General features: G+C 37.5%; 21 protein-coding genes and 2 other RNA genes. 17 read left to right on the forward strand and 6 right to left on the reverse strand.

Going from position 1 to position 21,435, the window contains the following annotated elements; genetic code table 11:
* Positions 1-113 precede the first annotated feature (113 nt).
* From rnpB to R4Z10_RS09790, 3 genes are all read left to right on the forward strand, one after another.
* Positions 114-493: RNase P RNA component class B (gene rnpB / locus R4Z10_RS09780), an RNA gene on the forward strand.
* Between the two features lie 54 nt (positions 494-547).
* An RNA gene (ffs, locus tag R4Z10_RS09785) (signal recognition particle sRNA large type) lies at positions 548-814 on the forward strand.
* 345 nt (positions 815-1,159) lie between these two features.
* The gene (locus tag R4Z10_RS09790; protein WP_338472978.1) at positions 1,160-1,585 is read left to right on the forward strand and encodes an SRPBCC family protein; all 426 of its coding nucleotides are present in this window, start codon (positions 1,160-1,162) and stop codon (positions 1,583-1,585) included.
* A gap of 263 nt (positions 1,586-1,848) precedes the next feature.
* Here R4Z10_RS09790 and R4Z10_RS09795 read toward each other — a convergent pair whose 3' ends face one another.
* From R4Z10_RS09795 to R4Z10_RS09810, 4 genes are all read right to left on the reverse strand, one after another.
* On the reverse strand, positions 1,849-3,828 hold the full coding sequence (locus R4Z10_RS09795) for an ABC transporter permease (RefSeq protein ID WP_338472979.1): 1,980 nt from the start codon (positions 3,826-3,828) through the stop codon (positions 1,849-1,851).
* Complete coding sequence (locus R4Z10_RS09800) at positions 3,821-4,588, reverse strand: ABC transporter ATP-binding protein (protein ID WP_338472980.1); 768 nt, start codon at positions 4,586-4,588, stop codon at positions 3,821-3,823. Before R4Z10_RS09800 ends, R4Z10_RS09795 begins: the two co-directional genes overlap by 8 nt.
* Positions 4,589-4,707: 119 nt before the next feature.
* Positions 4,708-5,718, reverse strand: a complete 1,011-nt coding sequence (locus tag R4Z10_RS09805; protein WP_338472981.1) for a sensor histidine kinase — start codon at positions 5,716-5,718, stop codon at positions 4,708-4,710.
* The gene (locus tag R4Z10_RS09810) at positions 5,718-6,389 is read right to left on the reverse strand and encodes a response regulator transcription factor (RefSeq protein ID WP_338472982.1); all 672 of its coding nucleotides are present in this window, start codon (positions 6,387-6,389) and stop codon (positions 5,718-5,720) included. Before R4Z10_RS09810 ends, R4Z10_RS09805 begins: the two co-directional genes overlap by 1 nt.
* Positions 6,390-6,984: 595 nt before the next feature.
* On the opposite strand from R4Z10_RS09810, the gene R4Z10_RS09815 reads away from it, so the two are divergent.
* The gene (locus R4Z10_RS09815) at positions 6,985-7,194 is read left to right on the forward strand and encodes a hypothetical protein (protein ID WP_338472983.1); all 210 of its coding nucleotides are present in this window, start codon (positions 6,985-6,987) and stop codon (positions 7,192-7,194) included.
* A gap of 205 nt (positions 7,195-7,399) precedes the next feature.
* Here R4Z10_RS09815 and R4Z10_RS09820 read toward each other — a convergent pair whose 3' ends face one another.
* On the reverse strand, positions 7,400-8,035 hold the full coding sequence (locus tag R4Z10_RS09820) for a hypothetical protein (RefSeq protein ID WP_338472984.1): 636 nt from the start codon (positions 8,033-8,035) through the stop codon (positions 7,400-7,402).
* A 602-nt stretch (positions 8,036-8,637) separates the two neighbouring features.
* On the opposite strand from R4Z10_RS09820, the gene R4Z10_RS09825 reads away from it, so the two are divergent.
* The 7 genes from R4Z10_RS09825 to R4Z10_RS09855 all read left to right on the forward strand — a co-directional run bounded on the left by R4Z10_RS09825 (position 8,638) and on the right by R4Z10_RS09855 (position 15,491).
* Complete coding sequence (locus R4Z10_RS09825) at positions 8,638-9,552, forward strand: acetaldehyde dehydrogenase (acetylating) (protein WP_338472985.1); 915 nt, start codon at positions 8,638-8,640, stop codon at positions 9,550-9,552.
* The gene (gene dmpG, locus R4Z10_RS09830; protein ID WP_338472986.1) at positions 9,552-10,562 is read left to right on the forward strand and encodes a 4-hydroxy-2-oxovalerate aldolase; all 1,011 of its coding nucleotides are present in this window, start codon (positions 9,552-9,554) and stop codon (positions 10,560-10,562) included. The genes R4Z10_RS09825 and dmpG overlap by 1 nt, the downstream gene beginning before the upstream one ends.
* Before the next feature lie 148 nt (positions 10,563-10,710).
* Complete coding sequence (locus R4Z10_RS09835; protein ID WP_338472987.1) at positions 10,711-11,679, forward strand: nitronate monooxygenase; 969 nt, start codon at positions 10,711-10,713, stop codon at positions 11,677-11,679.
* A 58-nt stretch (positions 11,680-11,737) separates the two neighbouring features.
* Positions 11,738-13,045, forward strand: coding sequence for an acetyl-CoA hydrolase/transferase C-terminal domain-containing protein (locus tag R4Z10_RS09840; RefSeq protein ID WP_338472988.1), 1,308 nt, complete (start codon positions 11,738-11,740; stop codon positions 13,043-13,045).
* Between the two features lie 491 nt (positions 13,046-13,536).
* Positions 13,537-14,334: a 2-keto-4-pentenoate hydratase gene (locus tag R4Z10_RS09845; protein ID WP_338472989.1), complete on the forward strand. Its 798-nt coding sequence runs from the start codon at positions 13,537-13,539 to the stop codon at positions 14,332-14,334.
* Positions 14,331-15,122, forward strand: a complete 792-nt coding sequence (locus R4Z10_RS09850; RefSeq protein ID WP_338472990.1) for a 2-keto-4-pentenoate hydratase — start codon at positions 14,331-14,333, stop codon at positions 15,120-15,122. Before R4Z10_RS09845 ends, R4Z10_RS09850 begins: the two co-directional genes overlap by 4 nt.
* A gap of 180 nt (positions 15,123-15,302) precedes the next feature.
* The gene (locus R4Z10_RS09855) at positions 15,303-15,491 is read left to right on the forward strand and encodes a hypothetical protein (RefSeq protein WP_338472991.1); all 189 of its coding nucleotides are present in this window, start codon (positions 15,303-15,305) and stop codon (positions 15,489-15,491) included.
* Positions 15,492-15,706: 215 nt separating this feature from the next.
* On the opposite strand, the gene R4Z10_RS09860 is transcribed toward R4Z10_RS09855, so the two are convergent.
* On the reverse strand, positions 15,707-15,850 hold the full coding sequence (locus R4Z10_RS09860; RefSeq protein WP_338472992.1) for a hypothetical protein: 144 nt from the start codon (positions 15,848-15,850) through the stop codon (positions 15,707-15,709).
* A gap of 361 nt (positions 15,851-16,211) precedes the next feature.
* Here R4Z10_RS09860 and R4Z10_RS09865 point away from each other — a divergent pair, with 361 nt between their 5' ends.
* The 6 genes from R4Z10_RS09865 to R4Z10_RS09890 all read left to right on the forward strand — a co-directional run bounded on the left by R4Z10_RS09865 (position 16,212) and on the right by R4Z10_RS09890 (position 21,274).
* Positions 16,212-16,712: a GNAT family N-acetyltransferase gene (locus R4Z10_RS09865; RefSeq protein ID WP_338472993.1), complete on the forward strand. Its 501-nt coding sequence runs from the start codon at positions 16,212-16,214 to the stop codon at positions 16,710-16,712.
* Positions 16,713-16,903: 191 nt separating this feature from the next.
* The gene (locus R4Z10_RS09870) at positions 16,904-17,650 is read left to right on the forward strand and encodes a class I SAM-dependent methyltransferase (protein ID WP_338472994.1); all 747 of its coding nucleotides are present in this window, start codon (positions 16,904-16,906) and stop codon (positions 17,648-17,650) included.
* A gap of 229 nt (positions 17,651-17,879) precedes the next feature.
* Positions 17,880-18,272: a MerR family transcriptional regulator gene (locus R4Z10_RS09875; protein ID WP_338472995.1), complete on the forward strand. Its 393-nt coding sequence runs from the start codon at positions 17,880-17,882 to the stop codon at positions 18,270-18,272.
* Positions 18,273-18,335: 63 nt separating this feature from the next.
* Positions 18,336-19,658, forward strand: a complete 1,323-nt coding sequence (locus R4Z10_RS09880; protein WP_338472996.1) for a hemolysin family protein — start codon at positions 18,336-18,338, stop codon at positions 19,656-19,658.
* Between the two features lie 139 nt (positions 19,659-19,797).
* Positions 19,798-20,613 (forward strand): undecaprenyl-diphosphate phosphatase, encoded by an 816-nt coding sequence (locus R4Z10_RS09885; protein ID WP_338472997.1) that lies wholly within the window; start codon positions 19,798-19,800, stop codon positions 20,611-20,613.
* Positions 20,614-20,893: 280 nt separating this feature from the next.
* The gene (locus tag R4Z10_RS09890) at positions 20,894-21,274 is read left to right on the forward strand and encodes a DUF1232 domain-containing protein (protein WP_338472998.1); all 381 of its coding nucleotides are present in this window, start codon (positions 20,894-20,896) and stop codon (positions 21,272-21,274) included.
* The last annotated feature ends 161 nt before the right edge of the window (positions 21,275-21,435 follow it).

The raw sequence follows: 21,435 nt of genomic DNA on the forward strand, positions 1-21,435 counted from the left end.
GAAAAGGTTTTTGTGACGTAAAATCCTTCCATCTCTGGAATCCTTCTACTAGTGCAGTTTTCATTAAATGTATGGTATAGTTACTCATGTAGTGATGAACGAAACAAACATGAAATGGTGAGTAGTCGCGGCTCGTGTCAACACGAGTTGAGGAAAGTCCAGGCTCGCCCGGTGCTGAGATGTCCGGAGTGTTCGTGCCATCTGTAAAGGTGGGCAGAGATTGATCTCTGACGGCGGAGAAATCAGCTAAGTCCTTTTGGATAGGTTGAAATTATTCTGAAAGTGCCACAGTGACGGAGTTCTTCTGGAAACGAAAGAAATGGAACGGGGTAAACCCCACGAGCGAGCAACCCAAACTTAGGTAGGGGCACCATCCGGTGGGAAGTGAACCGAAAGGATGGATCGGTCAATCGATCGATAGTTATATGACTACACCTGTTCGTGCAAGATTGGCATCGTTTGAGCACACAGGAACAGAACCTGGCTTACAGCCATTTCATGAGCCGAATCATCTATAAATAACATAAGGTATGTTTTCATATACATACCGTGCTAGACGGGGAGTTAGCGGTGCCCTGTTACCCGCAATCCGCTATAGCGGGGTTGATGCCTATTTGAGGCTTGAACATGTAAGGTCTGCCTTACAAAAGGGAGTGTTGACAATTGGGTCCTGCGCAATGGAAACCTATGAATCTGGTCAGGTTCGGAAGGAAGCAGCCATAAGTAGACTTTTTCATGTGCCGTGGGGTTGCCTAGTTTGAGTTCACTTTTGTAAGTAACGCTTGGTTGTTTCTGTCGAGAATAGGATGCACGGTTTACATATAAAAGGTCGGCACTTCGAGTGGTTTCTATTGAAACCATACGAGGTGCCGACCTTTTTTATTTAGGGGATGTGCAGCACCTATTTTGGTGGTGTTTTGCTGCAGATACTTTTGGATAGCAGTCCAAATTAAAGGGATTTTGACTCATATTCGTCTTCCTCCATTTCATCTTTTGATGTGATAAAGATATAAAGTATGAGACTTATTTTTCTATTATAAGCTATATTTTACTAAGAGGATCCAAAGAAGAATAAGTCCACTGTATTTGGAAAAAATATTTATATATCGGAAGGTACCCATTTTGAACGAATCGCTTTGTTTGAGAGGAGAACAGTGAAATGGAAGCATCTAACCAAATTACAGTGAAAACAACAGTTCAAGCATCCGTAGAAAAGGTATGGACGTACTGGACAGAACCCACTCATATAACCAAATGGAATACTGCTTCAGATGAATGGCACACACCCTATGCAGAAAATGATTTAAGAGTCGGTGGTAAATTTCTTTCAAGAATGGAAGCTAAGGATGGCAGTTTTGGTTTCGATTTTAGTGGAATTTACGATGAAGTGGGCTTACATAAAGTGATTGCATATACACTAGGGGATGGAAGGAAAGTTAAAATTAATTTTAAAGGTCAACAAAACGAAACCGAAGTCATTGTCACTTTTGATGCTGAAACAGAGAATCCCATTGAGTTCCAGCAACAAGGATGGCAGGCAATACTAGATCATTTCAAAAATTATACAGAACACATAAGCGTTTGAAAAAGTAAAGAAAAAGATTCGCTAGAAAATCAAATTTATTAGGAGCAATAAACGAATGGTGTAACTTTGGCTAGGATTTTTAATTAGTACTGCCGCGCCACTTTTTATAATCAATTTCCACCATTATTCCCTCTTTTAGAGGCACATGGATTAAACTATGAAAACAAATAAAAAGTACCTGGAACTAGGCACCGTTTAGAAATTAGAGAATAGGGAGCAATTCGAAGCTACTGAAAAAGCAGCTTCGTATTGCTCCTTATGTTCTAGTTACTGACAATTCGATAATACTCCCTTGCTGTAAGTACATAGATAATGGCATAAAAAATGGCAAAGATGATGATGGTTCCTCCGGTAGTAAGGGCAAATAAGGTTACGTTGGTCAAGTTGAATAAAGCGAGTAGTTTGGTTATGACTTGAAAGGCAAAGGCTATATGGATGACCGCTGTAACGAGCGGAAGGAAAAAGACCATTAAGACTTGACTACGAATGGATTTCTTGATTTCGTGTTTGCCTAAACCAACCTTTTGCATAATTTCAAATCGATGTTTATCATCAAAGCCTTCAGAAATCTGTTTATAATAAATAATCAGAACCGTCGCCATGATGAATAGGGCACCAAGGAAAATCCCAAGGAAGAATAGACCGCCATATAAGGAATAAAAAGACTCCCTAGATTCTTCTGCTCCTTCAACGACACCATCAATTCCGTCTTCATTCAGTTTGCTTTTGAGGGTATTCGTTAGGGCGATTTCCGTTTCTGCCTTTCCATCTGTGTCAAAACCGTAATAGTAAGATAACTCGGTTAGACTTTCAGGGGTTTCGTTTAACCAATCATTAACCTTTTCGATCGTTTGCATATCTGGTACTACAATGGAGTAAGTGTTGACAAGCATGGCTGAGGCAATTCCCTCAGTGAACAAGGAATCTATATGTTCTTTAATTTGAAACTCCTGTCCAGCAATCATAAGGGTATCTTGAGTTAGTTCTCCTCGGTAGGTATATAGGAGAACTTCATTTTCTTCTAACACGATTGATTGATTTTCCATCTGATTATATTCACTCAATGGAATGAAACTGAGGAACGATATACGATCGGGAGACACCGTTTTAGGTGAATTTTTTGAGAAGGTATTCCCTTCTTGGATCGCTGGAAATGCAGCGTAGCGATAATGGATGATGTTATCCATTTTAATGTTGTTGTTTTGCGCTTCCTCTCCAATAATCCCATTTACTTTTTTCGATACTTCCTTTGAAACATTATTTGCTGTCAACGTGATATCTCTTGGATAACGCGTCCGGAGTTGATCTTCCACCCCGATATACAGAGCTACGGTTGTTGAAAGCATGACAAGGACAGCTGTTGATAGAATACAAATACTTGCTAATCCCGCTGCATTCTGCTTCATTCGGTAAATCATACCGGAAACGTTGATAAAATGGTTCGTTTTATAATAAAAACGCTTATTTTTCCGCAAAATTTTTAATAGGGCAATGGTTCCTGATGTGAACAAAGAGTAGGTCCCGATAATGACAAGCATCACAGCTATGAAAAATAATTCCAATGCCGCTAAAGGAGACTCAGTTGTTAAGGCAATATAGTACCCGCCTGCTAGAGAGAGGATTCCGACGACACTTAAGATCCATTGAGTTTTCGGTTCTTTTTCACCTGTTTGACCACCCTTAATTAATTCAATCGGCTTGGATAGATGAATTTGTCTCAAGTTATTCAGTAAGGTTAAAATAAAAATAAAGGCAAACAGGATTACAGTGGCACGAATGGATTCCCAGGAAATATCAAAGCCAAAAGGAACTTCAAAGTTTACAAGATTCAACAGCAGTAAAAACATTAATTTACTCCCAATGATTCCAATTACCAGACCAACAACCAAACTTACAAAAGAAACAATGAACGTTTCCCAGACCATTATTCGAGCAATATGTTTTTTTTCCATCCCGAGGATATTGAATAGACCAAACTCTTTTTTTCGGCGTTTGATTAGAAAGCTGTTCGTATAGAAAAGAAATATGACGGAAAAGATGGCAATAACATAAGTACCAAAGCCTAACAACATTTTCATAGAGGTTCCGCCAGACATTTGATCCAAGCCATCATTGACAGATAAAAAATGCAGGATGTAATACATCACAATCGTACCTATGCACGACAATAGATAAGGATAATACGTTTTTCCATTTTTATTCATATTTGTGAGTGCTAGTGTAGCATAAAAGAATCTATGCATTTCTCACACCACCAGTAGCAATTATATTTAAGGTGTCAGAGATCTTTTGGTACATCTCTTCATTCCTCATCGAGCCTCGATAAAGCTGGTGGAAAACCACTCCATCCTTAATAAAAAGGACCCGACTTGCATGACTAGCAGCTTTAGTACTGTGGGTAACCATGAGTATGGTTTGACCTTCTCTATTAATCATTGAAAATAAACTTAGTAACTCATCAGTGGAACGGGAATCTAGAGCGCCAGTGGGTTCATCTGCTAATATTAGTTGTGGATTAGTAATAAGAGCTCTAGCTACAGCGGCACGTTGCTTTTGACCCCCAGACACTTCGTAAGGAAATTTTTGTAGAATTTCATGAATTCCTAGTTTCTTGGCAATAGGCTGTAAAGCGTGATTCATTTCATTGAAAGACTTGCCTGACAAGACAAGGGGCAAAAAGATGTTATCCTGTAGTGAGAACGTATCAAGCAGGTTAAAGTCCTGGAATACGAACCCAAGATTTTCACGGCGGAACATCGAAATCTCTTTTTCTTTAATAGAGACAATGCTCTTTCCATTCAAAAGGACTTCACCGCTTGTTGGTTTATCGAGCGCGGCTAAAATATTAAGCAACGTTGTTTTTCCGGAACCAGACTCTCCCATAATTGCCACATACTCTCCTTGTTCTACCGAAAAGGTAACATCGGATAACGCTTGAACTTGATTTCCTCCAAACCGTGAAGTGTATACTTTCCTCAAATTTTTCACATCCAGCATGAGCATTTAAACCAACCTCCGTTGTTTTTATCTTAGGCTAAGTATAGCAAAAAGAGGAAAACAGCCAACATAGCATTGGCTTACATTTCCTCAGCTAAAACGAACACTTTTGTAAGATTGGCTTTTCATTCAACCTGCATGTCCTTTGTAGGTAAATGAATCAATACTTTGGTCCCGTTTCCTACCTGAGATTCCAAATCAAAGGTGTGAGACAATTTGGATAAGATCTGCTTACAAAGATATAATCCAATCCCTGTTGACTTTTTATCGGCACGTCCATTATAGCCGGTATACCCTTTTTCGGTCACACGAGGCAGATCTTCACGTGCAATCCCAATTCCGGTATCTTCAATGACAAGTGTCTTTTCTTTGGAAGGATCCATATATATCGAAATGGTTCCTTGATGACTGTATTTAATGGCATTTGATAGAATTTGTTCGATGACAAAGACAAGCCATTTTTCATCCGTTAATACATCCACATGTAAGGTTGTATATTGAAGCTTGATCCTTTTTCGAATAAACATCTTGGCGTATTTTCGGATCGCTTGCTTGACGATATCATCCAAACTGTACCTCTTTAGCACTAGATCAGAAGACATATGGTCAAGACGGAGATATTGCAGCACCATATCAACATATTGTTCAACTTTAAAAAGCTGAATTGAAAGTTCTGCGTTTTGTTCGTTTTCTTCCGTTTGGAGCAAGAGGTTCATAGCGGCAATGGGTGTTTTGATTTGATGGGCCCATAAAGTAAAATAGTCAATCATATCTGTCCGTACCTCGTCCGCTTTGGAAATCGTTTGTACTTTATCTTGGTGAAGCAGGGCGATTAAGGTTTGATAATCATCCTCGATTTGTCCTCTAGGTGGGGGAAGCTCCTCGATACTCACGGTAATTTTATTATGTAGTTCGGTTAATAATTGATGACGCTTGTAAAATTTTATAAAATCAAAAACACTAATACTAAGACCGATATAAAGGCATAGGGTAAAGGCGTAGAGTACCGGCTCTAAAGGAATATGATAGAGGGAAAATACAATCAGAAAAATCCCTGCAAATGAACAGAAGAGGAGAAAAAGAAATTGTCGATCCTTTAAATAGGAGATTATAAAAGTTATATATTTCTTCATCATCAATCTACCAAATATCCCATTCCTTTTTTTGTTTTAATCATGTCAGTTAGTCCTAGTTGTGCTAGTTTTTTTCGTAATCGATTGACATTCACGGTTAGCGTATTATCATCAATAAAATCATCTGTTTCCCAAAGCCTTGTCATCATCATATCTCTAGATACAGTCTTTCCTTTGTTCTCTAAAAGAATATGTAAGATTTTATAATCGTTTTTGGATAACTCTAGTTTCTTCCCATCAAAAGTTAAGGTAGAGTCTCTTGTATTAAGGATAGCTCCTTTATGTTCGAGTAAATGGGATTGTCCTGTAAAATCATAGGTGCGGCGTATTAGAGCTTGAACTTTGGAAGTAAGGACATTCAGATCAAACGGCTTGGCTATAAAATCATCACCGCCCATATTAATGGCCATGACAATGTTCATATTGTCAGAGGAGGAGGAGATAAAGATGATGGGAACTTTAGATAGCTTACGAATCTCCGTGCACCAATGATAGCCATTGAAAAAGGGTAAAGAGATATCTAAAAGAATTAACTGTGGATCAAAGGAAACAAAGTGGCTCAATACATTCTTAAAATCATCCACACACTCTACTTCGTATCCCCATGTAGCAAGATGCTTTTTCGTGGTTTTAGAAATAATGGAATCATCTTCAATAATTAGAATTTTATACATGATCTACTCCTATCTTAGAGGAAAAAATTCTCCCCCCTTAAATGAAATGATGATTTTTATATTATTAGTTCATCGAAACAATTAATTAGTCCTGTTAATCTATATCGTATAAGTATTATAACACGAAATAGGAGTTAAACTTCCAATGGCTAAAGCGTAATATTGAAACAGATCGCCACTACGTTTCAAGGGACAACCTATTCGACAAGTCTCTGTGATTTTGTAAAATTTAATTACTCCGATTGGTAAGTGAGTCTGGATTCTATTTAACTGTGTTGTTTGCACATATCCTGCCACATTAAAAAGTAGATAATATTATGATAACTTTAAATAAAGTTTTGCTACAAGTATACTTTAATGAAACTATACGACGACTTCTTTTTTCAATCCATAATACTCTTTAAGTGTACTTCCGCAAACGTTATCAGGAAATATAATGCGTAAAGGTTATCCGTTTATTAATATGTGAACGGATTGAAACCGGACTTTAGTTTCATGATATAATGAGGAGCTTAAAAATATGATGACTGGGTCGTCATTAAAGGGGGACAAAAAGAAGTCTCCGCATCGAGTAAACGGATAGAGGTGTAAACAGATGAATAAACGGTGGACAATTGATAAAATTAGAGAATTTGTAGAGAAAAATTCGGAAAGTAAGTTGCTAACGACAGAATATCAAGGTTTTTCACAAAAGTTACGATTTAAATGTTCATGTGGGAACGATTTTGAAAAAACATTTACGAAGTTTAAGAATAATCACCAACGTAAATGTGATGTTTGCCAACCACCTAAAGCGTCACGCTAAGTAAAGTAGAGAATGGGCTTTTTATGAATTAACTTCTTTTAGTTATGTTTGTGAGTTTCACTTTCTCAGCTTAAGGGGCAGTATAGATCCCCGCCTCTAGATTTGAGTAAATAAAGGGGGGAGGTGGGGGTCAACTGTCCGTAAAGCTCCAATTGGTTTAACTAACCATCAGTGGGGATAAAAGATTCCCAAACTAATGGAAGTTTCACTTCATCCGAAAATACCTTCTTCGATTTTCCATTTTGGTTTCACACCAATCTTGATTCCATTTTTCTTTCAACGTTGCCATCACACTTGCTTTAGGATTTCGATAATGGGTTTCACAATGTTCAAGAATTTCGTCTACCGTTACCCATTCTCCATCTCTTGAACGCATATATGCCTTAATTTTATCCATGGTAATCGAATAGGAAGTGACGCCTTCCCCTTTTTTTACGCCACCTATTTGGGTTTCATGGTGTTCTCTAATCTGATTGCGGATCCGTTGATAGGCTTTTCTTTTATCAGCGAGGGAATTATATTGAGCAGGGATGGAGATCGTGGTTTTTCTTTTGCCAACTTGGATTAATCCAATCTTGTAAATAGCTAAGATTTCCTTCACGCATCTCGGAATGCCTTGCTTACGCTTAGGAATAGCGATATAAACATATTGACCTAACCGCACTCGTTTGAGGGCTTGATCAATTAATTTAAAGGTTAAGGAGGTTTTCATTTCTACAATATAATTAATATCCCCGTTAATTCCTAATACATCACAATTCATCACTTCCCCATACACTACGGTACATCCTTGTTCCAATAAAAAATTCCTAACAGGTCCAAACAGTTCAGATTCTCGCATTTTTCATCATCCTCCTCTCACTTCACCCTTAATAAAAAAAATCTCCATCTAACCCGTTCAAGATGTTTCGTCACGGTTATTAGTCGTTTTTAACATCAGTTTCTTCAATTATATACTATAGCTATAATAAAAAGGGGGCAAAAAGCCTTATATTAGAAGAGCTGCAAAAATAACTGATGTTGAAAGTTTAAAAGGAGTTCATTTTCAAATCTTTCCTTTTGACTGCGAAAATAAAAAACAACACCGCTTCACTTGCATTTCTATACGGAAAAGGTCACGTAGGCATTTAATACAAAAAAGTTCCCCGCACGACTTGATTCCCATCCTGGTTAATATATTGAAGACACCCCAGCAAACTTTGTTTCTCCGATCCAAACTGAATGAAATCTACAGTTTTAAATGAATATTCCATAGACTTATGCCATTGCTATAAAAATTTTGATTATTTAGAATATTATTATAAAAGATTTTACGGTTCCACTATCAAGTGAATGAAAGGGAGGAGTTGGTTTAAAGACGATTTAAAAGATGGCAGGTAGAGTTTTGTATTGAAGTTAAACCTTAAAAAGAAGATAGATGAATAGAAAGGATGCGGTGAAAACATGACCAAAATTAAGGTAGCTATATTAGGGTCTGGAAACATTGGTACAGATTTGATGTATAAGATTCTAAAAAATGATGGGGATATGGAGTTAGCTTTACTTGCAGGGATTGATGCTAAATCTGAAGGGCTGACAAGAGCTAAAAACCTAGGAATCCGCACAAGCGATCAAGGCATAGATGCCATTTTGGAAGATCCTGAAATTAAGATTGTATTTGATGCGACAAGTGCAAAAGCACATATGGTTCATGCGGAAAAATTGCGTGCTGCAGGAAAGGTGGCTATCGATTTAACTCCTGCTGCTGTCGGTCCTTTCGTTGTACCAACCGTTAATTTAAGTGACCATATGGACGCAATGAATGTGAACTTGATTTCGTGTGGCGGACAGGCAACGACGCCTCTCGTATACGCAGTCAATCGAATTGTGCCTGTTCATTATGCGGAAGTGATTACAACAGCAGCAAGTCTATCTATTGGTCCGGGTACAAGGCATAATGTGGACGAATTCACCCAAACAACAGCGAATGCACTACACGAAATTGGAGGCGCTAACATAACGAGAGCGATCCCTGTTTTTAATCCAGCAACTCCACCGGTCAATATGACCAATACGGCGTATGCTGTCATTCAAGAAAAAGATTTTGATGAGGAAGCTGTAAAAAAATCAGTTGAAATGATTGTAGCCGAAATTTCGAGTTATGTTCCAGGATATCGTTTAAAAAATGCTCCAATAATTGACTACCGGGAGACACCATGGGGACATTTACCAACGGTTGTCATTATGAATGAAATTGAAGGAGCAGGAGATTTCTTTCCGACTTATGCAGGAAATTTAGATATTATGACTGCTTCAGCACGCAAGGTAGGAGAAGTGTTTGCACAAAATTTACTGAGAGCTCAGGAGGTAAAACAATAATGGTGCCAAGAATTACAGATACGACACTTAGAGACGGGGACCATGCGATCAATCATAGTTACACACCTGAAATGGTCCGGCAAATTGTAAGCGATTTAGATAAAGCGGGTGTACCTGTTATTGAGGTTAGTCATGGATCAGGCTTAAAAGGTTCTTGCATTCAACAAGGGTTTTCATTACATTCTGAATTCGATTTAATTGCAGCTGCTGTAGAAACAGCAAAACAAGCTAAAATCGCTTCCTTATTCGTACCTGGGATTGGAACAAGTCAAGAACTCAAAAAGGCCATTGAAATTGGAATCAGCATCATTCGTATAGCTGTTCATTGTACAGAGGCGGATGTGACTGAACAGTATTTTAAGATGGCTAAAGAAATGGGAATCGAGGCAGTAGGTTTCTTAATGATGTCCCATACACAGCCAGCAGATGTTCTTGTCGAGCAAGCAAAACTGATGGAATCATATGGGGCCGACTGTGTTTATGTAGTGGATTCTGCTGGTGCACTTGTTCAGTCAGGTGTTAGAGAGAGAATTTCAGCTCTCAAAGAAGCCCTTTCAATCGATGTAGGTTTCCATGGTCATAATAATCTCGGATTGGCAATTGGCAACACCATTACAGCACTGGAGGCGGGAGCAGACCAAATTGACGGAACATTGCGAGGTCTTGGTGCAGGAGCAGGAAACGCCCCTACTGAAGTATTGATCGCTGTATTAAATAAAATGGGAATTGAAACAGGAATCGATCTTTCGATATTAATGGATTCAGCAGAAGAGGTAGTTGCTCCACTCATGCCGACGCCAATTGTGATTGACCGAGACAATTTATCAAGTGGGTATGCTGGAGTGTATAATAGCTTTCTTCTACATGTTAGGAAGGCGGCTGAACAGTTTGGAGTAAAAGTTTCGGAAATTATGGAGGAACTAGGAAAACGACAAGCAATTGCTGGGCAAGAAGATTGGATTATTGATGTAGCTGTTCAGTTAGCTGAGAAAAAAGGAATAAAGGTTTAAAAAAAGAATATTTTACTTTATGTTCAAACATCCGCAAAAATATCAACATCACTTTTTGTGGATGTTTTCCCATTCTTCCCGTAAAGATGGAAGGAAATAATAGATTGAAAGAAGCGTTCAATCAATACAGAAATAAAGGGGGTAGAAAATGGTACAAAAGCTTCCATTAAGCATCACTTCTCAACTGGAATTACCTGTCATTACGGCTCCGATGTTTTTAGTTTCTAGTACTGAGTTAGTGATTGAAGCCTGTAAGTCAGGCGTTATCGGCTCATTTCCACTAGCCAATGCCCGAACTTTAGAGGACTTAGATGGGTGGATGCAACAAATCACTAATGAACTTTCAAAGGCAAGAACTTTAGAACCTAAACGAAAGATTGCCCCATGGGGAGTGAATCTCGTTGTCCATCGTACGAACAAAAGATATGAAGAGGATTTAACGTTTATTAAAAGATACCAACCACCCATTGTGATTACATCGCTAGGAGATCCAGGTCGTGTTGTTAATATGGTCCATGAATATGGAGGCGTTGTTTTTTCTGATGTAATAAACCTAGTACATGCTAGAAAAGCGGCTCAAAAAGGGGTGGATGGATTAGTTCTTGTTTGCAACGGGGCAGGCGGACATGCGGGAACATTAAATCCATTCGCCTTTATTGGAGCGGTTAAAGAGTTTTGGGATGGGTTGATTATACTATCCGGCGGCATATCAAGCGGTCGAGATATATTTGCCGCCCAAATCATGGGTGCAGATCTCGTATACATGGGAACTCGCTTTATTGCGACAAAGGAAAGTCTTGCAAGTTCAGAATATCAAGAAATGTTAATTGAAGCGACGCTCGAAGATCTCATTTACACGGATGCCTTTAGCGGGATTCGTGCGAATTACCTTGTTCCAAGTATCCGTAAAGCAGGGTTTGATCCAGAGCAGCTGCAAAAAATAGAGAATTTTAATTGGTCTGAATCAAAGGAAAATGACGCAAAACCTTGGAAAGACATTTGGTCTGCAGGCCAAGGTGTAGGGGCAATAAAAAAGGTCGAATATGTGGCTGATATCGTGAAAGAATTAAAAAAAGAATATTTACAGATGAAACAAACTCCAAGATGGTATCAGTAGAATTGTGCTCGATCCTTTAATAGACTCCGAATTTAATTTCCGTTAAAGGAGGAAGAAAATGAGCTTTCAAAGAATGTACCAAGCGAAGGTTTGTACGGCAGAAGAAGCTGTCCAGTTCGTTGAGGCTGATGAGGCCATTATTTTACCCATTGCCCCGGGAGAACCGCCTGCTCTATTAGAGGCACTGCCATCAAATGATCGTCTTCTGGGGAATACTCTATACAGAATGCTGCCAAGTTATCCTGTATTAAATATAAAGCCCGAGAAACTCAAGCAAGTATCGACCTTTCTTTCGGCTTCTGATCGTAATGCATTCAGTGAAGGAACCATCGAATTGCTTCCAAATCATTTTTCAGACATCCCTTCCCTATTGAAGCTTTCACCATCCCAAAAAGTGATTATGGCAGCTGTATCTCCAATGGATGAAAACGGCTATTTTTCCCTTGGAACAAGTGTCAGCTATATTGGGTCATTACTGGAAGAAGCAAAAACGATCATTCTAGAAGTCAATAAAAATATGCCGCGGACCCTCGGTGAACAGAACAGGATTCATATCAGCCAGGTAACGAAATTGATTGAACATGATTTTGATTTACCGTCCCTTCCTGAGCCTGTTCTTACTGATAAGGATGCCCAAATTGGCCAAACGATCGCGGAGTTGATTCAAAATGGTGATACAGTCCAAATTGGTTTTGGATCCATGCCAAATGCAGTGATGGAATATTTAAAGGGTCACCGAGATCTGGGGATTCATTCAGAACTGCTTCCTGATAAGGTAGTAGACTTATATGAAGCCGGTGTCATAACTAATTACAATAAAAGAATTTATAAAGGAAAAACAACCGCAACATTTGCGCTTGGCTCTAGAAAATTGTACGATTTTATGCACAATAATAAGGATATTCTAATGCTGCCTTGTCATGTGTCAAATGATCTTCAAAATATTGCCCAACTGGATCATCTTGTTTCCGTTAATTCTACCGTTGAGATTGATTTTTGGGGTCAGTGTAACTCCGAAACCATTGCTGGAAAATATTATTCTTCAACAGGCGGGCAAGGAGACTTTACAAAAGGAGTACGCTTAACTGAAAATGGGCGAGGAATCCTCTGTCTCTATTCAACCGCAAAAAATGATACGATCTCCAAAATAGTCCCGATGTTGTCTCAGGGAGCAATAGTGACGACATCTAAAAATGATGTGGATATTGTAGTAACCGAATATGGAAAAGCAGAACTAAAGGGGAAAACCGTTCAAGAACGAACCGAGGCCTTAATTAAGATTGCTCATCCAAAATTTAGAGACGAGCTCACTTTTGAGGCGATCAATCGAGGTTTTATTCCTCAGAAAAGCTTTTATCGAGTATAGTGATATGTAGATTGGGCGACCGGTTGTTATTAAAGCTGCCGGAAGTCCAATCTCTTTTTATTGCCATATTTTACTTTCTAACCTTTTTCTATCAATGAGGATAATCTATTTTTTTAAAAAAATTATTAAGATGGCTGAAACAACAGACTTAAATGGTGATCCACTCTCTGTTGTAATCAGATATTCATCAAAAGAAATTTATAGAAAACCAAAGAAAATATACAGATTTTTCACATAATTTAGTAGATTCGTGTCATTGTTATCAATGTTCGAACAATTTAAAATTAGATTATATAAAAGGATGGCGGAGTTTTGCGTAAACAGCAGAACAATCGGTGATCTCAATTAGCGTTCTCCACTACTGTTTAAATAACGAATTTAATAGTTTCAGATATAGAATTTAACTACTCATATCCTTAAGCGTAATCGTGCTTGAGGAGGAATGACTAGAAAGACTTAGATAAAAAAATGGTTTAGAGGGGGAAGAACCAGTGAATTTACAGGAAGCGGCAAGTCAATTACTAGAAGCAGAAGAAACAAAGAAAGTAATTAAACCTTTAACAGATGTATATCCTGACATTTCCGTTGATGACGCATATTTTGTCCAATTAGAGCAAATTCGCCGCAAAGTAGAAAAGGGAGCGGTCATTGTTGGGAAGAAAATTGGTGCTACAAGTAAAGCCATTCAGGAGTTGTTCCAAGTAGAGCAGCCAGATTATGGGCATCTTCTCGAGGATATGATGTATGTCGATGGGGATACCATTTTCCTTGATCAATATATTCAGCCAAAGGCAGAATTTGAGATTGCCTTTGTACTAAAAAAAGATTTAAAAGGTCCCAATGTCACGGTCCTTGATGTCGTAGAGGCAACAGACTATATTGTCCCAGCAATTGAAGTGATTGATAGCAGAATAGAGGATTGGAAGATTCGATTTGAAGACACTGTCGCTGATAATGGATCATCTGCTGGAGCGATTATCGGTGGAAACCCAACGCCACTAGATGGGATTGATTTAACTCATATTGGCATGGTTGTTTATAAAAATGGTGAGTTTCTTACGTCAGCAGCAGGTGCCGCGGTGCTTGGTAATCCTCTTCGTGCTGTGGCATGGCTAGCAAACTCCTTAGGAAAATATGATGTTTCCTTAAAAGCAGGTGAAATTGTTCTATCAGGAGCTTTATCAACCGCTGTTCCAATTGAGGAAAATGATACATTTACGGTTGAATTTGGCCATATTGGGTCCGTTTCAGCGACATTTAAACGTAACAGTAAGGAGGGTTCGAAATGATAAAAACAGATGTCATCGATCAAATCGCTCATGAACTGTATGAAGCAGAAAAAACACAAACAACAGTTGGAAAATTTGTTGATCGTTATCCAGAGTTGGATGCCGACCTAGCTTATCAAGTTCAAGACCGATTGATTGATTTAAAATGTAAAGAAGAAAAAACTAGAATCGTGGGGCGTAAGCTTGGTTTGACAAGTAAAGCAAAGCAGCAAATGATTGGTGTCCACGAACCGTCGTATGGCGTTTTATTGGAAAGTATGCAGCTTATGGAAGGGGAACCGATCTCTATCTCTCCATTTATCCACGCAAAAGTCGAACCAGAGATTGCTTTCGTTTTTCATAAAGAAGTTCGTGGTCCGCATGTAACGGTAGCTGAGATTTTAGCAGCAACCGCTTACATTGCTCCAGCTTTAGAAATAATTGATAGCCGATTTGAAAAGTTTAATTTTACGCTTGCTGATGCGATCGCTGATAATTCTTCCTCCTCTCGTTTTATCATCGGTGAAAGATTTTATAAGCCAGACGAAGTTGATTTGCGTTTAATGGGGATGGTCTTTAAAAGGAACGGTGAAGTGATCGAAACAGGGGCAGGGGCTGCTGTGATGGGCCATCCTGCAAGAGCGATTGCCTGGATGGCCAATAAGTTGCGAAAAACAGGACAAAGCATTAAGGCTGGTGAGGTTGTATTGAGCGGAGCGATATCTGCCTCTGCAACGATTGCACCAGGAGATTATTTTTCGGCAAGTTTTGATGGAATCGGCTCAATAGAGGCGAAATTTACTGAGTAATTAATAACCTTAATACGTTAGGGATGACTGCCCGTAAAGCTCCAAAAGTTGAACAAAGACTAAATAAGCCTATTGCAACGTCTATGTAACTAGCCTGCTGTTACATAAAGCTTTCCATCAGTGGGGAGGACAGAAAAATTCCACTGATGGAAGTGTCACTTTATCTAAGGAGGAATTGTAATGGTAATCGTTTGCAAAGAACATGTCACAAAAGGATTAAATATATTACCTGCTCCACATGTGGAACAAATTCCAGATAAAAGAAAAGAATGCTGTATATTCTGCAGTGGACAAGCTATATATCAAATGTTTACTTTAAACTATTCAACAATGTCTATCGTTCCAAAAGCGGAAAAGCTTCTTGTTTAATGGTGAAAAGGTTAGCCGGGCCTATTCAGATAGGTTTGAAACTGTTCCTTAAAAATCGGAGGATTAGTAGGTATTTTGGAAAGCGATTACAAAGTGTGAGAGAACCGCACTTTCTATGCGGTTCAAGTGATTTAGGATAGCCCTACTATCCGTAAATGGATCATTCTTCTGTGCTGTTTCGCTAACTAATCCTTCTTTAATTAAATAAATTCTCATTAAAAATTATCGTTGTAATCATAGCGAAATCCATCATTTTGGGCAGTAACACCCTCTTTTTCCTGCAAATGATCCGTTGTATTTTGTATCCCTTTATCCTTGTTGTTTGTTTTATGAATTTGTTGTCTTTTGTTTGTCTTCACTTAAGCTAGCCTCCTAATATTCTATCTCAACTATCTTCCCTAGAAAATCTTCTTATTATTCAACCTAAAGTTATCAACGAAATTCGGCGGGCGATTTTGATTAAAAAAAGAGAAAGGTGGAGGATCAACTGCCCGTAAAGCTGCGAAATCATGAAAACAGACTAAATACGCCACCGGAAACGTCTCGTGACCAGCAAGCTATGGGCTAAGCTTTCCATCAGCGGGAGATGTAAGAAAATCCCCATTGATGGAAGTTTTTCAATTTATCTGCATTCGTTAATTAAATTTTAAAAAATGTCCATTTATATATTAAAAAGGATTAAAATGAAAGATAAAGATTTTAGGCTAGAGGAGAAAAACAGTGGAAATAAGAATGTTAACATCATTAGAGGATGCAGAACAATATCGTTGCATTAGACTCGAGTCTTTACAAAATAATCCTGAATTCGTAACGAGTTATGAAGAGGAAAAAGCCGTTCCTGTACAAAATTATAAAGATGAATTTCACATGGATGATTCTTATACATTCGGGGCTTTTGACAACCATGAACTTGTTGGAATCATTACCTTATATCGGGACAAGCCCTATAAACTAGGTCACAGAGCCCATATCGGAGCAATGTATGTGTCTCCTTCTAAAAGAGGCTCAGGAATAGGAAAAGCTTTAATGAAAGAGGCCATTAACAAAGCAAAAAGCTTAAATGGAATTGAACAGATCTATTTAGCCGTTGTTTCAAATAATGAATCAGCGAAAAAACTTTATTCTTCCCTGGACTTTCAAGTTTTTGGTACAGAGAAAAGAGGATTAAGAGTAGAAGAAAATATCTATTATGATGTAGATTTTATGATTTTATATTTATAAAGGCTAATAGGGCAGACATAGCAATCCATGAAAAAGGGACGGCTTTTTTTTGACCAGTCATTATTGACAAATTCGCTGCGATCGATAAAATGAAAACATCTTAGTTTGGAGGTTTTTGTTTGTCTAACTTATGTTTAGAGCTGGTAGGTGCTTTCTCTTAATTCTGAAAAAAATTAAGGAGAGTGTCTATTTTGGAAAAATATTTTTATGAAGCTTTTGAGGGGTTGACGCGTTTAGCTCCTGGTAGCGAACATTCAACAAAAAAGGCTGTTTCATTGGTAAATGTAGATAGAGAAAAAGAATTAAACATCCTAGATATAGGATGTGGTACAGGAATTCAAACATTGATTTTAGCAGAAGTTTTTCCACATGCTCATATCACAGCCGTGGATACAAATCAACAATTTTTGGAAATGCTGAAAAAACAGATACACACGAATGCATTAGAAGACAGAGTTACGGTTCTCAATGCTTCTATGTTTGAGATGGAATTCCCTTCGGAAACCTTTGACCTTATCTGGGCGGAGGGTTCGATTTATATTATTGGATTTCAAGAAGGACTTAAACAGTGGAAACGCTTTTTGAAGCAAGATGGTTATTTGGTATGTAGTGAAATTTCTTGGTTGCATTCCAATCCTTCCAAAGATAGTAAAGAGTTTTGGACAGAAGGATATTCAGAAATCAATACGATTCCCAATAAAGTGAAGCAAATTCTTGATCTAGAATATGCTATTGACTTTTCATTCGTATTGCCAGAGGGAGACTGGATAGAGTATTACCATCCATTGGAACATAACCTCAAAGAGATGGAACTCAAGTATGATGATCATCCTGTTGCTATGACTGTAGTAAACATGATTAAACAAGAAATCAATTTATACCATAACCAATCTCGAGATTATAGTTATGTTTTCTACGGAATGAAAAAATTAAATTAATGGAAAGGGGAATTGATTGGTCAATCAGTTCCCTTTTTTACCGATAGGGCCCTTTCGGTGTCAGTAATAGTCATATGCTGTTTCTCATCCTACTTTTAACGATTCTAAGATCATGTAATTATAAAACTTTCGATTTTTATATCCTAAATGGTTGGTATTAAGTATTATTCCATTGTATAATTTAAACCATCACGTTATAGTTCGGAGGGGTTGCCTTGGGAAGGAAAGGTTGAAAATTGGAGAATTGGCAGAAATGGCCAAAGTGACGAAGCGAACCATTGATCATTATACAAATCTTGGTCTTTTAGAAGTGGAACGTTCTGCTTCGAATTATCGTTACTATGATCAATCTGCAATCGAGCGGTTACACTTTATTGAGCAATGTAAAAAGGACGGCATGTCATTAGATGAAATTAGGAAAGTGATTATAGAGCAGGATGCGGAAGAAATGGATGTTCTCGAGCTTAGATTGAAAATTAAAGGCTTAGAGGATGATGTATCTGAGGTTTTGGCTCATCTTAATAAAAGTAATTTGAAAGATTTAGAGTATGTGAAAAAGAATATTTCAAAAGAAAGTCTGTCATTAATTCAGGCTCTGCTTTTATTAATAAATCAACAATAGCATTAGAAAGAACAATAAACAATATTTCAGGAGGTGTAAGTCTTACGGTTGTAAGACTACTTATTGACGACCATTAACTTAATTTTAATTGCACTATTAATCGCATTAACGGCATTCTTTGTAGCAACTGAGTTTGCTATTGTAAAAGTGCGTACATCACGAATTGATCAACTCATTGCTGAAGGAAAAAAAGGAGCCATTGCTGCAAAAAGAGTAACCACTCATTTGGATGAGTATTTATCAGCATGTCAGCTAGGGATCACCGTTACAGCTTTAGGACTAGGTTGGTTAGGTGAACCGACCGTTGAGAGACTATTACGTCCATTATTTACTTCATTAAATTTAAATGAATCGATCACACATATTCTATCCTTTAGTATTGCTTTTGCCTCCGTTACCTTTTTACATGTTGTTATAGGGGAATTAGCTCCAAAAACGGTTGCCATTCAAAAGGCTGAAATGGTCACGTTGTTATTTGCAAAGCCGATTATTTGGTTCTATAAATTAATGTATCCATTTATTTGGTTATTGAATGGTTCTGCTCGTATTTTAGTAGGAATGTTTGGAATAAAACCTGCTTCTGAACATGAAGTCGCTCACTCAGAAGAAGAACTCCGAATTCTTTTATCAGAAAGCTATAAGAGCGGGGAAATCAATAAAAATGAATTAAAGTATGTAAACAATATTTTTGAATTTGATGAACGAACAGCGAGAGAAATTATGGTTCCTCGTACAGAGATCGTTAGTATTTCCATTGATGATCCGATAAGTGAGGTCCTGAAATTAATCGAAGAAGAAAGCTATACGCGCTACCCTGTAATCAATGGGGATAAGGACCATGTTCTTGGTTTTATCAATGCAAGAGAATTATTAACCGCTATTATTAAAAATGGAAAAAGTGATGAAGGGCTGAAATTAGAGTCTTTTATTAATCCAATTATCCATGCAATTGAAGCGATTCCTATCCATGATCTATTAGTGAAAATGCAAAAAGAACGAATCCACCTTGCGATTCTAATTGATGAATATGGCGGAACATCTGGTTTAGCTACTGTTGAAGATATCATCGAAGAAATTGTTGGGGAAATAAGAGATGAATTTGATGAGGATGAAATCCCTGAGATTCGTAAGGTGAAGGAAGATCATTATATTTTAGACGGAAAATTACTGATTGAAGATGTTAACAATTTATTAGGAACAAATCTCACCAACGATGAGATTGATACAATTGCCGGGTGGTTCTTAACCCAAAATTTTGATGTAAAAGTAGGAAGTGAAATTGAATCAGAAGGCTATTTATTCCGAGTACACGAAAATGATGAACATCATATTCAATATTTAGAGGTAAAAAAATTGAAAGAATTTGAGCTTACTGAAGATAATTAGCATCCTTAAAAAAGTGTAGCGGTTCTTCTACAAATGGAGAATCGCTTTTTTTTTGCTTATAACGTGGTTAATCTTTATTAAAAACAAATTTAATGTATTATGTATAATGGAGAAAAAAATGATATGAGGGAGATATAAAATGGGAGAAATCGATATTATATTGATTATTAAAATGATTATTATTGGACTTGTTCAAGGTTTTACAGAACCCATTCCTGTGTCATCTAGCGGGCACGTAATGATTGCTAGTGAAATCTTGGGACTAGGTGAACAAGGATTTACTTTTGCTATATTAACAAATACAGCTTCACTGCTTGCTATTCTTTTTATTTATAGAAAAGATATTGCAAGACTTGCAGTAAATTCATTTCTATTTTTGAAAACGAAAAATCTACGTTATAAGAGTGACTTTCGGTTTGTTCTCTTTATCGTCATAGGCACGATTCCAGCGGGGGTTCTTGGGATTTTATTAAGTGACTTTATCGCAGAAAGTGTTAGCATGACGACGATTGCGGTAATGCTTTTCGTGACCGGGATTGCCTTATGGTTCATACGTAATCTGAAAGGTAAAAAAGATGAAAGTGATATCACAATGAAGGATGCTTTTATTGTGGGGTTAGGACAGGCTGTCGCGTTAACACCAGGCATTAGCCGCTCAGGTGCAACCATTATTTCAGCCATTGCGGTTGGAATGAAACAAGATACAGCCCTTCGATTTTCATTTATGTTATATATTCCTGTGAGCGTTGGAGGAGTGATACTAGGTCTTTCTGATTTTCTCAATGAACCGAATAAAGCAGACTTAGCCATTCCATATTTAGCGGCATTTATTGCCACGCTTTTCATGACCTATTTTGCATTGAAATGGTTTATGGGAATTATGAAAAATGGGAAGCTCGTTTATTTTACCTATTACTGTTTCTTTGTCGGGGCCTTACTACTAATTTTCTTCTAAAGTTAATTTATAGCCCATTTCGAACGAAAAGCCAACTTCTACAGGAGTGGGATGAAAGTGAGATCAAATCAGGCGTGTCTTCAGATACGTTAATGATTTGATTTTTTTTATTTTCTAAGGTATCTTCCACTAACCAGTTCGAAAGTTTTTATAATTGAATTAACAAATGCCAAAGCAAGGAATGAGGGGGAATCTTTTAAAAGAGCGTTAATGTTAATGTTATTTTTATGAAACAAAAGTTATACTTTCGGTGAATAAAATTTTATTGAGGGAGACGTTTATGGGGAAAACAATTTCTAAATTAAAGTCTAAAGCAAAAAAAGTTAAGCAAGATATTTTTGTTTTAGTAGAAGCCTACAAACATCCTAAAACACCTTTATTTGTTAAATTATTATCTATTATTATCGTAGCATATGCGTTTAGTCCGATTGATTTAATACCTGATTTTATACCTATTTTGGGGTATTTGGACGATATTATCCTTATCCCATTAGGAATCATTATAGTATTGAAATTGGTACCTGATGATGTTCTAAAGGAATGTCGTGAAAATGCAGAGAAAGCCGAGAAGGTAAAAAAGAAAAATTGGGTTATCGGAACGATTATAATACTAATTTGGGTAGCCGTTTTATTTTGGGTCATTACATTATTTTTTAATTAGTTGAGCACAAATGGATTTTAGGCCAAAGGTTTAAATGACAATAAGAAAACCAATAGCTCAAGTGGCCTTGTTGCGAAACAGGTAACTTAAGGCATATCCCCTATTTTTTATAGAGTTAGTTAAGCAAGAACTAGGGAATTACTATTGGTAACAGAGGATTT

The sequence above is a fragment of the Niallia sp. XMNu-256 genome (genome assembly GCF_036670015.1).
In the GTDB taxonomy this organism is placed as follows: Bacteria; Bacillota; Bacilli; order Bacillales; family Cytobacillaceae; genus Bacillus_BD.

Bases quoted from the DNA above. Each gene is read 5' to 3' on its own strand.
- R4Z10_RS09855 (WP_338472991.1), top strand. From the start codon at position 15,303: ATGGTAATCGTTTGCAAAGAACATGTCACAAAAGGATTAAATATATTA.
- R4Z10_RS09885 (WP_338472997.1), top strand. From the start codon at position 19,798: ATGGGAGAAATCGATATTATATTGATTATTAAAATGATTATTATTGGA.
- R4Z10_RS09805 (WP_338472981.1), bottom strand. From the start codon at position 5,718: ATGATGAAGAAATATATAACTTTTATAATCTCCTATTTAAAGGATCGA.
- R4Z10_RS09795 (WP_338472979.1), bottom strand. From the start codon at position 3,828: ATGCATAGATTCTTTTATGCTACACTAGCACTCACAAATATGAATAAA.
- R4Z10_RS09840 (WP_338472988.1), top strand. From the start codon at position 11,738: ATGAGCTTTCAAAGAATGTACCAAGCGAAGGTTTGTACGGCAGAAGAA.
- R4Z10_RS09890 (WP_338472998.1), top strand. From the start codon at position 20,894: ATGGGGAAAACAATTTCTAAATTAAAGTCTAAAGCAAAAAAAGTTAAG.
- R4Z10_RS09835 (WP_338472987.1), top strand. From the start codon at position 10,711: ATGGTACAAAAGCTTCCATTAAGCATCACTTCTCAACTGGAATTACCT.
- R4Z10_RS09790 (WP_338472978.1), top strand. From the start codon at position 1,160: ATGGAAGCATCTAACCAAATTACAGTGAAAACAACAGTTCAAGCATCC.
- R4Z10_RS09850 (WP_338472990.1), top strand. From the start codon at position 14,331: ATGATAAAAACAGATGTCATCGATCAAATCGCTCATGAACTGTATGAA.
- R4Z10_RS09820 (WP_338472984.1), bottom strand. From the start codon at position 8,035: ATGCGAGAATCTGAACTGTTTGGACCTGTTAGGAATTTTTTATTGGAA.
- R4Z10_RS09800 (WP_338472980.1), bottom strand. From the start codon at position 4,588: ATGCTCATGCTGGATGTGAAAAATTTGAGGAAAGTATACACTTCACGG.
- dmpG (WP_338472986.1), top strand. From the start codon at position 9,552: ATGGTGCCAAGAATTACAGATACGACACTTAGAGACGGGGACCATGCG.
- R4Z10_RS09825 (WP_338472985.1), top strand. From the start codon at position 8,638: ATGACCAAAATTAAGGTAGCTATATTAGGGTCTGGAAACATTGGTACA.
- R4Z10_RS09810 (WP_338472982.1), bottom strand. From the start codon at position 6,389: ATGTATAAAATTCTAATTATTGAAGATGATTCCATTATTTCTAAAACC.
- R4Z10_RS09815 (WP_338472983.1), top strand. From the start codon at position 6,985: ATGAATAAACGGTGGACAATTGATAAAATTAGAGAATTTGTAGAGAAA.